The organism is Tistrella arctica (genome assembly GCF_039630945.1).
Lineage (GTDB): Bacteria > Pseudomonadota > Alphaproteobacteria > Tistrellales > Tistrellaceae > Tistrella > Tistrella bauzanensis.
On record NZ_JBBKTV010000005.1, the window covers coordinates 22,920 to 35,121 of the forward strand.

Here is a 12,202-nt window from a genome sequence, read left to right on the forward strand (position 1 = left end):
TGGAGCGCGCGGCCGTTCAATGGCCCCTGAAACGCGATTGGGGCGGCAGCCACACGGCCCCGCCCCAATCGGTCACACTTCGATCATTCGAATAGCTGTAAACCCCTTTTTCGCCGGGGTCAATAGCGGTTAACGGTTTGACCCGCTCAAGGCGCCAGCCACGGTGTTGCATCAGCCGCCGGCCCGGTGATCCGGTGCCGGGTGAGAAGCGCGTCAACGGCCCGCAAGTCACGGGCGATCCGATCGAGCGCGCCGCGCCAGGTGACCCACTCCATCCGGGCGTCGTGCAGGATCGCCGGCGCCGGCTCAATCTCGATCGGGCAGTAGCTTGGCTTGCGGGTCGCGGTGTAGATCACCCGCGGACGCACTTCACCGGTTGCCGTCCGGCGCCACACCGGGCGGCAGCGCAACCCACCCGCGGTCCAGTCGGGCCGGGTGCCAGCCCTGGCGTGCCGGATCACCACCCGCTGGGTGCCAAGGTCCAGCGTCTCGACCACCTCATGGGTCGCCGCCGCATCGCGGTGCAGCTCACCAGCCGCACCCCAACCCGCGCCGCGCCCATCGACCCGGCATCCGAGGTTCGCGACCGCCTCAATGCGGCCTAGGCTCGAACCGCGCCAGCCCATGACGCGCCCATCGTCCATGCGGCCGGTCACCAGATCCGCCTTTTGGTCCCGATAGACCCAGACCAACAGGTTTTCAACGTCGATATCCACCCGTCCCGCGCCGGCGTTACCGCTCATCTGCATGGTAACGCCTCCCGGTAACGGCAAAATACTGAACAAAACCATATACATAAGAATACATGTAACCGGTGTTACCAGTGTAACCACAACATCTACATGCGCGCGCACAAGCACGCGCACACACATATATATAGGTATGGCATTTGGCGGTAACGCGGTTACATCTCGGCATAACCCTTTGAAATGAATTGGCAATCGCCGTTACCAAGGGCGTTACCAGACCGTTACCGCAGTAACGGCGCCCGCGAACATCTCGCGAACATCTCCCCGCGCACCTTGCGGGCTTTCCTCGCTCATAGAGGGGGCCGGGGGAGACCGGCCAACTGTGAATGGTCAGCATCAGAGCATACCTCAGGTGTCGATGTCGAGCGTGGCGAGGGGGATCACCACGGACTTGGTCGGCGGCACGCCCTTGAAGCGGTGGGTGCGGCCGCGCTTGGCGCCGGGCAGGCGACCCAGCGCCTGCGACCAGACGCCTGCGCCCTCTGGACTGGCGCGCCATTGCGTGCCCGCATAGATTCGCGCGATGCCCTCATGCCGCGTCGACACGATCAGCGACTTGGCGCCGTCGATCACCACCACGTCGACGCCGATCCTGCGCAGATCCTGCCGGGCCGGGTCTGCCTCGCCCGGGTCGGCGAACGCCGCCCGATGCACCAGCTCCCCGACTGTCAGTTGCGAGCCGCCGGCCCACTGACCTGCCGGGCTGGTCAACAAGCGCTCGATGCAGCGCGTGGGATTGTCGGCGCGATCCGACGCTTCTGCGAGCACCGCCGGCTGCAGATGCGAGAGGGCTTCCGCGACCACCGCCTCATCCGGCGGCTGGTCGTACAGCAGCATCGATGACACCGTCAGCAGGGTACCGAGCTGGTCCGCCGCGCGCGACGAATGCCCGATGCTGCCAAGCGCCAGCCGCCAGGCGTCGAACTGCCCGCGAAACTCGCCCCACCTGTCGATCAGCCGTCTATGCAGGGCCGGCCCGAACGCCCTGAAGCTCGTGATGGCAGCCTCGATCTCGCGCCGGGCAGCCAGCGCGTCGGGGGTGAGGGGATCAAGCTCAAGCACGGTGATACGGTCCCAACTGGCATCCCCCATGCTTGGGATCAGGATCGACGACATGAGAAATTGGGCCTGGAAGCTGATCACCCGGCCCTTGAGATCTGGCGACGAACGGGCGATGCCGCCGGCATCCCGCGTCGAGCCGATCCGCACCAGGGTCAACACCTCAGCCTCCCGATCCCCCTGCGCGGCGGGTTCAAACTCGTCGAGGCTGACGGGCCGGGCATCGCCCGACAGCACGTCACGCACACCGGCCGGGCTGGTGCTCGACAGCTTAAGCATCCAATCGCCCACGATATCGTCGACCAACCCCTGTAGCGTGGTCTTGCCGGACCCAGCACCGCCGGTGATCCATCCTGATGGCCGCCAGTCCAGAGCGCCGACCATAAGCGCCGACGCCACCAGCCCGATCAGCAGATCCGGATCAATCTCCGGCCGGCGCCACGACCAGCGGCCGAAAAGCTCGCGCAACCGGTGCACATCCACGGCTGCCGCCGGATGCTTGGCCGGCGCCGGCATCCGGGGCTTCGCCGTGTAGATTTTGCCGCCATACCTCCCCAATCCCTGGAACCGCCCGGACCGGAAAACTTTGTCGCCGCAATGCACGATGATCCCGCCGGTATCATCATCGATCCACGTTCCGACACCACGCCGCAGCCCTTCAGGGTCGACAACCCCAGCTTTGGCCGCCCGCTCGATAAGATATTCCGCCGCCGCGCCAGCTTGCCATCCAACGATTTCTTCCCCCTCTTTATCAAAGCGGGGGAACCGATCCCACAGCCACGTGATCTGGTCTTCAAAAAGTCCCGTTATGCCGTTTTTGGAGTGATCACGTTCCTTCAAAGCCCGAAGCTGCTTCCCCGGGGACAAATAAAAGAACGTCCCATCACACATACCCAGCGCCACCACAGGGCATGGCCCCGCCTCTTTCCGCCCGCCCTTCGGACCTTCCGGCCCGTCCGGCGGCGGGCCGGCATCCCGAACCCGTTTGGAGATGTCAACGACGTCCCCCATTTCATATCCCCGCGTGTAAGTATACGGGCATAAATGCCCGATTTTCTGATTGACGACCGGGCCTAAATGCCCGATATTCATCTTGACGGACGGGCACAAATGCCCGAAAAGAGAAGGGGAGAGGATGACGGGAAAGGATCTGATGCGCCGGCTGCGCAAGCTGGCCAGGGAACGGGGGACAGACTTCCGCCACGACCCATCCCACGGCGCCGGCTCACACGGCCGGATCTATTGGGGCACCGCCTTCACCACCCTTCAGGACGCAAAACGAGACATCCCGAAGGGCACCCTGAACCGCATGCTCAAAGACCTTGGCCTCACCCTCGACGACATCGCTTAAGGAACACCGCCATGCGCTACGCATACCCCATCGACCTCACCCCCGAAGACGACGGCAGCGCCGTCACCGCCCAGGCCCCGGATATCCCCGGGGTTACCACTTGGGGGGATACCGCCGCCGAAGCGCTCCACAACGTGGTGGATGCGCTGGCGGCGGGGCTGGAAGTGGCGATCGAGCGCGGCGAGCCGATCCCCGCCCCATCGGCGCCCCGCCGTGGTCAGGTGGTCGTCGACCTGCCGCCGATCGTCGCCGCGAAACTGGCGCTCTATGAAGCCATGCGGACGCAAGGCATCAAAAAATCCGAGCTGGCACGCCGCATCGGCGTGGATGAAAGCCTGGCCCGCCGCCTTCTCGACCTTCGGCACCGGTCGCGCATCGACCAGCTTGAACGCGCCCTCGGCGCGGTCGGGCTGCGCATGCAGATGCATATCGTCGCCGCATGACATCAGCCCTGACCCGCTTCAACGGCACGTCGTGCCGCCGTGGCAGCTTCCGCCGCCATGAGCATGTCGTTGAAGTCCATCCCCGGATCAGGCCAGGCAACGCGGACCTCCCGCCCTTCCTCGCGCCACCGGGCCGCCGCCCGGCGGATCTGCTGGCGGTTAGCGGCCTGATCCTTAGCATCAGCATCCGCCAAGACAACCACCGACCGCACATCTGCCGGCAGAAGCACCCCCGGCCGCGCCATGTCGGGCACATCGGTCGGCAGGCGGCAATCGGGGTTCAAGGGGTGCGCCCGGACGGGCGCGTCTCGTGAACCGCCCCCTGCAATATTGCCCAGTGACCCCGCTGCCCAGACCGGCAGCGGGTTGCCGGTGCGCGCGCATGACACCATCACTGATGCCGCTGATTCGATGCCCTCGCCGACGCCCAACCGGGCGCTGGCCGGGGCCAGCCGAATGGCGCCGCCCATGTGGTCGCCGAGCATCATCTTAGGCCGATCGACCGGCGCCTTGCCCAGGCCATCCGGGGCCAGAAACGTACGATGGACGCCGATCACGCGCCCCTCGATGTCCTGCACCGCCGCGATCATCGCGGGCCACCAGGTCTTGACCCCCGACTTAGTCTTATGTTGGACGCGCGGCAGGAACCGCAAAGACGATGGCCAAGGGTCCAGCGCGATCGCCCGCGACCGCAGATAGACATCCGCCAGAGTGCCCTGCCCCGGCTGCGCCTGATCCCACATCGCCCGCGCCCAATCGCGCGCCCGCGCGCGTTCCGCTTCCACGTCCACCGGCGGCGGTGCCGCCGCCGGCGCAGGCGCCGACACACCATCAAGGCTGTGGTCGCGCTCCAGCAGGTTCAGCGCCTCCACCGGTGGGATACCCATATAGGCCGCGACAAAGTCGACCACGTCGCCATGCGCGCCGCAGCCGAAGCAGTGATAGAACCCCTTACGGTCATTGACGGTGAAGCTGGGCGTGCTCTCCATGTGGAATGGACACAGCCGACTCATCTCACCGGCAAAACCGGCAGCAGACAGCTTGACCCACCGGGACACCACCGAGGACAGGGCCACCCGCCCCTTGACCTCCCGAACCCGCGCCGGGAATGATAGTCGCCGATCACCCGTGCCCATGGCGCACCTGCAAGGTCACGGCCGGCCACTGCACACCGGGATAGGGTATGCAGCCCGATCCGGCATCACGGGCAGCCTCAACGATCTGCCGGGCCGTCGCCGGCCGGCCATCAAGGGTCAGCCGCTCGCCGATCATCGCCGCGCGCCCGCCCAGATACCGGACCGCCCGCCCGACCGGTCCGGTCACGCTATAACCCTCAGCCATTGTCCGGCTCCAATCGGGTGATCTCAGCGATAATTCGCCGTTCGAGGGCGCCTGACTGACGCCCCACGTCCCGTACCTCTGGTAGCAGCGCCCGCAGATCTGCGGCACACAGCCGCCCATCAGAGAGCCTGTCCGTCAGCACACGCGACACATCGCCGACCTCGGCGACGAGCGCTGCGAACAGCACCAAGGGCGGCAGATCACCCCGCCGGTCACCGCCGAACATCTCGGCACGCGCGGCTACCTCGGCACGGCACCAGGCCAACAAGCCCGGCTCTTCGCCCGCCAGCATGGCAGCTACTTCAACGCCGACCATGGCCGGCACGCTCAGCTGTTTGCGATTGTCCGGGTCGGCGCAATGCGCGAGATGCCCACGACTGAGACCGGTAATCCGCTCCAACAACGCGGGCGGTATGTGCCTCAATTGGCGGAACAGAACACCCTCAAATTCCTCAGCATTCCGAAGCTTGGTCATTGCCCGGTCCCCAATTGAGCCGGACGGCCCCGCATGTGGCCGCTATCATTATCGGCATGCATCGCACTCCACTCACAGCGATCACCAGCACAAGGGGGCCACCTAGCCTCATCCGGCCAATGACTGGCGAAGTAAGACATGAAGCGCACGTAAGTACTGGTGGTGCAATCACGGTCGCCAGCCACGATGGCCGGCAGGACATGACCCGCATTACTTACCAGAGTACTCACCCGCGCCAGCGAGCGACCGCAGGCAGCCTCATAGGCCCGAGCGGTCGCAGACAGGATCTCGATCGGCTTCATAGGGTCATATTGTGCGGAAAATAATCCGCACTGCAAGGAAAACTATCCTCATGACTTACCGCGGGGACGCGCGGCACATTATCCGCATGAAAGCACAAGAGATTGTCCAACGGATTGAAGAGCGCCTTGCCGTCCTGAAACTCAGCGACCGGGCCGCGAGCCTGCGCGCAGGGCTACAGCCGGACGCGATCCGGTCGATTCGTCGCGGATCGGTGCCGCGGACCGATCGAATCGAGCGCTTGGCCCAGGCATTGGGCGTGAGCGTCGAATGGCTCTTGTCAGGCGCACCAACGGCGGACCAGCCCACGGCAACGCCCGCACCTCCACCGTTCGAAATGGCAGCCCCTATCGACATGACATCCGGCCGGGGATCATCACCATCCCGCACCCGTGATTTGCCGGTGCACGGCGCGGCCGGTCTGTCCGACGGCTTTATTTTCGACGGCCGGCCGCGCGAATGGACAGCCCGCCCTGAAGCCCTGGACGGCGCGCCGAACGGCTACGCGGTCTATGTCAGGGGCGACAGCATGCAGCCCCGCTACCTCGCCGGAGAGCTGGTCCACGTGAACCCGAACCGGCCGATCACACCGGGCTGTTATGCCGTGGTGCTGATCCGCCAGGACGATGGCGCCCCGCTGCGCGGGCTGATCCGCCAGTATGTCGGACAGAGCGCGGAAACGATTACGCTGCGCGCCCTCCATCCTGACGCCGTCACCGCCTACAGCACGGACGAAGTCGCCGCCATTCATCGGATTGTGGGCACATCTGACGCATAGGTGCGGATTTTTTTCCGCATTCCATATTGACGCGGATTATTTTCCCCATTAGCGTTCCCCTCATCACCACATGAGAGGAACGCCGACATGCTTTCGCCGATCCCCGTTCCCATTCCGTCCGCCCCCCCGCCGGCCCTGCGCCGCCCGCCCATCGGGATGGCCGCCCGGTCCTATTGGATCGCCTCCGCCTCCTTGCGCAGGCGCCCCGGCGGCACCGTCCATCCGGACGTCGCCCGCGGCACGCTCGCCAGCCTCGCCGCCACCTATGCCGGCCACCGCCTCGGCAATGCCGCCCTCACCGCGCTCGCCGCGGAAGGCGGTGCGGCATGACCCCCAGACGCCATCCCCCTCGCCGCCAGCGCCTGACAATTGAGCGCACCGTCATCACCCGGCAGGCAGCCGTGGTCTATGTCACCCCCCCCTGCACTGACGTCCCCACCCCCCGCACCGACGACACCAACCCCTTCACCGCCGCCGAAATCGCCCGCATCAGCAACTGCGGCGACATCGAGTGGACCACCCTGTCAGTCGATGTGGGCCATCCGGCGCTGACCGGGGCGCGGGGAGGCGAATAGATGGCCATCTTTACGGACATCCGTTCCCGCGCAGCCAGTGCCATGCAATCCGCCCTGCACTGCTTCGCGGCCAACCTGCCGGCGGAATCCATCACCCGCGCCGACGGCCGACCCTATCTGATCCGCGCACTGGTCTGCCGCCTGCCCGGCGGACGGCGCATATACCTGCACGCCTTCGTCGGCAGCGACGAGCCGGCGCTTTACCACGACCACCCGTGCCGTTTTGTATGCATCATCCTCGCCGGTCACTACCAGGAAGACACACTCCGTGACGACGTGATCGGCGTGCCGATCATTCGCACCCGCACCCTGAATGCCGGACGGGTGAATTTCATCGCCCCCGACCGACGCCACCGGATCGAGATCCTGTCGCCCGTCGTGTGGACCCTCGTCTACAGGGGCCGGACACGGTCGATGTGGTCCTTGCGCCGGATCTGGCGCGGTCCACTAGGGCGCTGGCACCAGCACGATCGGCTGATGCGGCCTGGCCCCGACACCGCATGGCGCAATGCACCCCGCTTCGAGGATGTCTGGGCGCAGGCGCGCGCCACTCTCGACCCGGAGGGGGCCGCCCGCCATGTCCACTGACATCATCCCGCCCAGCGACATCACCCGCCGCGTCCAGATCCTCACCGCCGTTCAGGCCGATCCCGACGGCGCCTATACCGCCTCGCGCCAGTCATGGCAGGACCGGCAGTGGTCCGCACTGTCCACTGCCGGCATTGCAAGGCTGGTCGAAACCGACGGCTATCACCGCCGCTGGCGACTGACGCCGGCCGGCCGGCAGCATGCCAAGGGAGGGGCCGCGCTGTGAGCTACGCCATCATCCTGTTGCGCGGCACCATATGCGAGGGGCCGGCCCTGACCACTGGCCCGCGCGGCCGCTCGATGTTTCTGCGGGTGCGGGCCGGTGACACCGCCGAGCATGACGTGATCATCCGTGACCCGGCCCACATGGTCACGGCCGCCGAACTCCGCACCGGAGACGAGATCGCCGTCAAAGGCGCCATAGGCTACCTGCCCCGCCCGGGCAGTCGCACCCTGCGGGCCGCGTGCTACATCACCCAGCCCGACCCGATCCATCACATCCGCCGCCCGACGACGGGAGGTGACGATGCAGATGCACCAGCCTGACACCCACGGATGCGGCTCAACTGAGATCGTCCACAAATCCGGCCGACTGATGGTCCAGCACCGCACCGACCGGGCGGGTGACACATCGATCATCGCCACCGTCACCATCCCCGCCGCCGACCAACTGTCGGCGGAACGCATGGCCGCAGCAGTCGCACATGAGCTGCACACGGCACATCCCGCCATCCTCGCCGACCTGTCCGCCGCCGTCCGCGACCGTCTGCGCCGGCAGCGTTCCATCCGCCGGCGGGGGTGAGGGAAATCTATCCCGTCACCGGCGGCACCAGAACCGAAGCCGCCAAGGAAGACGGGCAGTGGATCACCCGCATCCGGATCGAGATCCGGGTCCACGACGTCGCGGAGGCCCGCGCCACCGCCACCACCCTCGCTGACCATCTCACAACGGCTTTGCACGGGCCGATCGAGCGCGCCCGCGCCTACATCGCCGGCCTTTGCCGGCCACAAAAAGGAACAGACGATGAACATTGAAAACGAAATCCCGTCCGAGACGATCGAAACCGGCGGCATCGCGGGCGACGTCCTGCGCTCGTATATCGACCGGATCGAGCGGCTGGAAGAAGAGAAGGCCGGCATCGCCGCCGACATCCGCGAGATATTCGCCGAAGCCAAGGGCGGCGGCTTCGACACCGCCGTCATGCGGCAGATCCTGAAGATCCGCAAGATGGAGCCGCATGATGTCGCGGAACAGGACGAATTGCTTGAGCTGTACAAGCGTGCCCTCAGCATGCCGATCAACTGAGAGGCGACGCCATGACGATCATTGTCAAAGCCACAGACGCCCAACCCGTGCATGACGCGGGACAGGCCTTGCACGAACTTGTGGGCGCCCTCCACGACATCCATCCGGATGGAAACCCGGTCTTTGCCAGCCGTCACATCGTGGCCGATCCACGATGGGCGCGGCTGATGGCCGCGATGCACGCAGCACGAGCCACCCTGGACGCCATCTCGGAGCCGGCAGACGCGCCGATCGATGCGAGCCAGGCGGGGGCAGCCACATACTGGTGGCTTGAAGGCTACGAGGACTACATGTGCCCGGGACCGGACCCCCTCGACGCCCTGTGCTGCCACAAGGAAAGCATTCCCGAAGGCGCAATAATCGCTGCGCATGGGTGCAGGGAAATCACCGTCGAGACCGCCTATGTGGCCCACGTCGCCGGCGGATTAATCAAGGCAGATACGTTCACGCAAGCCCAAAAGGTGGTCGACATGGTGAAGCGGCTCCCTCAGGGAGACGGGGGATGACCGTCATCCGCACCGCCCACCGGCAGATGGGCAGCAAAGCCCGCATGGCCCACCAGGTCGCCGCCCTGTGCCCCCGCGATACAGGGATATGGGTCGAGGTGTTCGCAGGCACAGCCGCCGTGACCCTAGCCCGCGAACCAGGCCGGTCCGTCGAGCACATCAACGACGCTAACGGATTAATTACCAACCTCTATCGCGTGATGCGGGACCGACAACAGCTTGATGAGCTGTGCAAGGCAATCGCCCTGACCCCCTACGCGCAAGCCGAATTCGAAGCCGCCCGTGAGATCTGGAGCACCCCGGACGCGGACGACATAGCCCCCGTCGAACGCGCGCGGCGGCTCCTTGTCGCCAGTTGGCAGGCGATCGGAGGTAAGCAGATCCGGACCGCCAATTGGCGCCTCGACTTGGGACGGTCCTGGCTCACAGCGACATGGCGGGGCGTGCAGGATCGCCTGCGGGCGACGGCCGAACGGCTCATGAACGTTCACGTTCACCAACGGCACGCCTTTGAAATGCTCGCGATGTTCGGGGGCAGACAGACCGCCACCCTCTATGTCGATCCGCCATATCCAAGAGAGACCCTGGGCACGCACGAAGTCCTGTATGCGGTCGACATGACGCCCACCGAACACGTGGAGCTGATCGAGCGCGTCACTCGCGCGCAGGCGCGCATCATCCTCTCAATGTCCCCATGCCCGCTCTACGACGACGCCCTCTCGGATGCCGGGTGGTGGTCCTGCGACACCCCCGTCCGGGGGCTCCGCAATGCCGTCAAGATCGAGCGCATCCACTGCAACTTCTGGCCGGCACCCGACCTCTTTTCCGCCTTGCCTCCCGTCGAGGATTGACCCCATGGACATTGACAGCTTTGTCATCCGCGCCGTCCTCAGCGGCGCGGGCACCGACCCTTTGACCGCGTCTTTCCTCGCGGATCGCGCGACGGCATGGGCGCCGCGCCTTGAGGACACTGTCCCCGATCGGCCGCCGGCGGTGCGCCGGCGCCCGCGGAGAATGCCCCGATGATGATCCAGCCGGCACAAAGCAAGTTCGACTTTAAATCCACAGCGAACCGGCGACGCATCATCGACCTTTTCGCGGGTGCAGGTGGGACATCGCTTGGCTTGCAGTGGGCGTTAGGCAGAGACCCGGACTATGCCGCAAATCACGATACCGTCGCCTGCGGCGTTCATCTTAAAAATCACCCAACAACGATTCACCTGCGCGCCGACGTTCGAGAGATCGACCCCCGCGATATCACCGAGGGAAAACCGGTCGCCCTGCTATGGGCAAGCCCAGACTGCCGCCATTTCAGTCGCGCGAAGGGCAGCAGACCCACATCACCACGCGTGCGGTCTCTGGCGTGGGTGGTCCTCAGATGGGCGGCGGCAGTGGCCCCTGATGTCATCATGCTGGAAAACGTCGCCGAAATCGCGGACTGGTGCCCACTGGTCGCGAAGCGGGACAAGTCGTCCGCCCGCGTCACCCGGGCAGACGGTACGATCGCCGCGCCAGGGACGCGAACCCCGATCTCTGAACAGCAGCTTGTGCCATGCAGTCGACGGAAAGGCCGCACATGGCGGCGGTTCATCCAAAGCTTGCGAACGCTGGGATATGCCGTCGAATGGCGGCAACTACGGGCATGCGACTATGGCGCACCAACCATTCGCACCAGGCTGTTCCTGATAGCCCGACGGGACGGGCTCCCGATCAGATGGCCCGAACCAACTCATGGAAATCCTGCGAGCGAAGGCGTCCGTGACGGACGGATGAAGCCATGGCCAGTTGCAGCCGACATCATTGACTGGTCGCTTCCGACCCCAAGCCTCTTCCTGGACCCCGACGAGGCGCGCCGCCAGGGCTGCCGCCGCCCCCTGAAGCCCGCCACCCTGGCCCGGATTGCCGCCGGGCTGCGCCGTTACGTGCTCGAAGCGGAAGATCCATACATCGTCCCCGCTCTCGGCGCCCGCAAGCGGAAGGGAAGGAGAGTCATGGCCCCGCTGGTCATGCCGATCACCCACGCTGGCCGCCGCCGCAGCCGCCGGCCTGATGAACCGATGCCGACGGAGACCACCGCAAACCGCGGGGAACAGGCACTCATTGCGGCATGGATCGCCCAGCACAACAAAAACACCGTCGGTGCGTCGATCGCCAAGCCTCTGGGCGTCACCACCACGAGAGGCACCCAGCAGTACCTTGCCGCCGCCTACATCTCGCAGCACAACGGCATGTCGATCGGCAGTGAAGTGACCTCGCCGGCCCGCACCGTCACGAGATGCAACAAACAAGCGCTCGTCCGCGCCGAGATGTCGGGTCAGGTCGACAGGTCGGACCAGGTCAGCGCTTTCCTCGCGACATATTATGGAACTGCTGTCGGCCAAGACCCACGAGCGCCTGTCCAGACTGTGACCACCAAACCCCGGCAGGCCCTCGTCACCGTGCGCGGCATGCCAGTGATCGATATCGGCATGCGCATGCTCACCGTCGCAGAACGCGCCGCCGCTCAAGGCTTCCCCCCGGACTACGTCCTGGATCGCCAGGCAGACGGCACACCGGTCAGCAAGACCGACCAAGGCCGGTTGATCGGCAATTCGGTCTGCCCACAGGTCGCCTGCGCACTCGCCCGGGCGAACCTCATGCACCTTGCCGCGAGCACACCCACAATCGCAGCCGCGGAGTGATGCAGCATGATCACCAATCCACCCCCCGTCCCATCAGATCAGGTCATTCG

Annotated in this window: 18 protein-coding genes; 13 read left to right on the plus strand and 5 right to left on the minus strand. The window is 65.7% G+C overall.

All coding sequences use genetic code 11. The features are described from left to right. Nucleotides 1-146: 146 nt before the first annotated feature. Both WG924_RS11980 and WG924_RS11985 read right to left on the minus strand, forming a co-directional pair. Nucleotides 147-749 (minus strand): hypothetical protein, encoded by a 603-nt coding sequence (locus WG924_RS11980; protein WP_345933273.1) that lies wholly within the window; start codon nucleotides 747-749, stop codon nucleotides 147-149. Nucleotides 750-1,097: 348 nt separating this feature from the next. Beyond that, nucleotides 1,098-2,648 carry a hypothetical protein gene (locus tag WG924_RS11985; protein WP_345933274.1) on the minus strand — a complete coding sequence of 517 codons (1,551 nt, stop codon included), beginning with the start codon at nucleotides 2,646-2,648 and terminating at the stop codon, nucleotides 1,098-1,100. Between the two features lie 295 nt (nucleotides 2,649-2,943). Between WG924_RS11985 and WG924_RS11990 the strand changes: the two genes are divergently transcribed. Beyond that, nucleotides 2,944-3,159: a type II toxin-antitoxin system HicA family toxin gene (locus WG924_RS11990; protein WP_345933275.1), complete on the plus strand. Its 216-nt coding sequence runs from the start codon at nucleotides 2,944-2,946 to the stop codon at nucleotides 3,157-3,159. A gap of 11 nt (nucleotides 3,160-3,170) precedes the next feature. Further along, a complete protein-coding gene (locus tag WG924_RS11995) occupies nucleotides 3,171-3,602 on the plus strand; it encodes a type II toxin-antitoxin system HicB family antitoxin (RefSeq protein WP_345933276.1) in 432 nt (143 codons plus the stop codon). 2 nt (nucleotides 3,603-3,604) lie between these two features. Here the strand turns inward: WG924_RS11995 and WG924_RS12000 are convergent, their stop codons facing one another. The 3 genes from WG924_RS12000 to WG924_RS12010 are packed head-to-tail and all read right to left on the minus strand — an operon-like array spanning nucleotide 3,605 to nucleotide 5,418. After that, entirely contained in the window at nucleotides 3,605-4,738 is a 1,134-nt protein-coding gene (locus tag WG924_RS12000) for a DUF7146 domain-containing protein (RefSeq protein WP_345933277.1), read from the minus strand. Next, on the minus strand, nucleotides 4,725-4,943 hold the full coding sequence (locus WG924_RS12005) for a hypothetical protein (protein ID WP_345933278.1): 219 nt from the start codon (nucleotides 4,941-4,943) through the stop codon (nucleotides 4,725-4,727). The genes WG924_RS12000 and WG924_RS12005 overlap by 14 nt, the downstream gene beginning before the upstream one ends. Then, nucleotides 4,936-5,418, minus strand: coding sequence for a hypothetical protein (locus tag WG924_RS12010; protein WP_345933279.1), 483 nt, complete (start codon nucleotides 5,416-5,418; stop codon nucleotides 4,936-4,938). The genes WG924_RS12005 and WG924_RS12010 overlap by 8 nt, the downstream gene beginning before the upstream one ends. A 352-nt stretch (nucleotides 5,419-5,770) precedes the next feature. On the opposite strand from WG924_RS12010, the gene WG924_RS12015 reads away from it, so the two are divergent. The 11 genes from WG924_RS12015 (at nucleotide 5,771) to WG924_RS12065 (ending at nucleotide 12,152) form a co-directional block, all read left to right on the plus strand. Next, complete coding sequence (locus WG924_RS12015) at nucleotides 5,771-6,496, plus strand: XRE family transcriptional regulator (protein ID WP_345933280.1); 726 nt, start codon at nucleotides 5,771-5,773, stop codon at nucleotides 6,494-6,496. Between the two features lie 87 nt (nucleotides 6,497-6,583). Beyond that, the gene (locus WG924_RS12020) at nucleotides 6,584-6,826 is read left to right on the plus strand and encodes a hypothetical protein (RefSeq protein WP_345933281.1); all 243 of its coding nucleotides are present in this window, start codon (nucleotides 6,584-6,586) and stop codon (nucleotides 6,824-6,826) included. Then, entirely contained in the window at nucleotides 6,823-7,071 is a 249-nt protein-coding gene (locus WG924_RS12025) for a hypothetical protein (RefSeq protein ID WP_345933282.1), read from the plus strand. Before WG924_RS12020 ends, WG924_RS12025 begins: the two co-directional genes overlap by 4 nt. Then, nucleotides 7,072-7,659, plus strand: a complete 588-nt coding sequence (locus WG924_RS12030) for a hypothetical protein (protein WP_345933283.1) — start codon at nucleotides 7,072-7,074, stop codon at nucleotides 7,657-7,659. Further along, a complete protein-coding gene (locus WG924_RS12035; protein WP_345933284.1) occupies nucleotides 7,649-7,885 on the plus strand; it encodes a hypothetical protein in 237 nt (78 codons plus the stop codon). Before WG924_RS12030 ends, WG924_RS12035 begins: the two co-directional genes overlap by 11 nt. Beyond that, nucleotides 7,882-8,205, plus strand: a complete 324-nt coding sequence (locus WG924_RS12040; RefSeq protein ID WP_345933285.1) for a hypothetical protein — start codon at nucleotides 7,882-7,884, stop codon at nucleotides 8,203-8,205. The genes WG924_RS12035 and WG924_RS12040 overlap by 4 nt, the downstream gene beginning before the upstream one ends. Continuing rightward, on the plus strand, nucleotides 8,192-8,461 hold the full coding sequence (locus WG924_RS12045; protein WP_345933286.1) for a hypothetical protein: 270 nt from the start codon (nucleotides 8,192-8,194) through the stop codon (nucleotides 8,459-8,461). The genes WG924_RS12040 and WG924_RS12045 overlap by 14 nt, the downstream gene beginning before the upstream one ends. A 222-nt stretch (nucleotides 8,462-8,683) precedes the next feature. Next, complete coding sequence (locus WG924_RS12050; protein ID WP_345933287.1) at nucleotides 8,684-8,965, plus strand: DUF2312 domain-containing protein; 282 nt, start codon at nucleotides 8,684-8,686, stop codon at nucleotides 8,963-8,965. Nucleotides 8,966-8,976: 11 nt separating this feature from the next. Further along, the gene (locus WG924_RS12055; protein WP_345933288.1) at nucleotides 8,977-9,471 is read left to right on the plus strand and encodes a hypothetical protein; all 495 of its coding nucleotides are present in this window, start codon (nucleotides 8,977-8,979) and stop codon (nucleotides 9,469-9,471) included. Further along, the gene (locus tag WG924_RS12060) at nucleotides 9,468-10,322 is read left to right on the plus strand and encodes a DNA adenine methylase (protein ID WP_345933289.1); all 855 of its coding nucleotides are present in this window, start codon (nucleotides 9,468-9,470) and stop codon (nucleotides 10,320-10,322) included. Before WG924_RS12055 ends, WG924_RS12060 begins: the two co-directional genes overlap by 4 nt. Before the next feature lie 171 nt (nucleotides 10,323-10,493). Further along, the gene (locus WG924_RS12065; RefSeq protein ID WP_345933290.1) at nucleotides 10,494-12,152 is read left to right on the plus strand and encodes a DNA cytosine methyltransferase; all 1,659 of its coding nucleotides are present in this window, start codon (nucleotides 10,494-10,496) and stop codon (nucleotides 12,150-12,152) included. Nucleotides 12,153-12,202 lie beyond the last annotated feature (50 nt).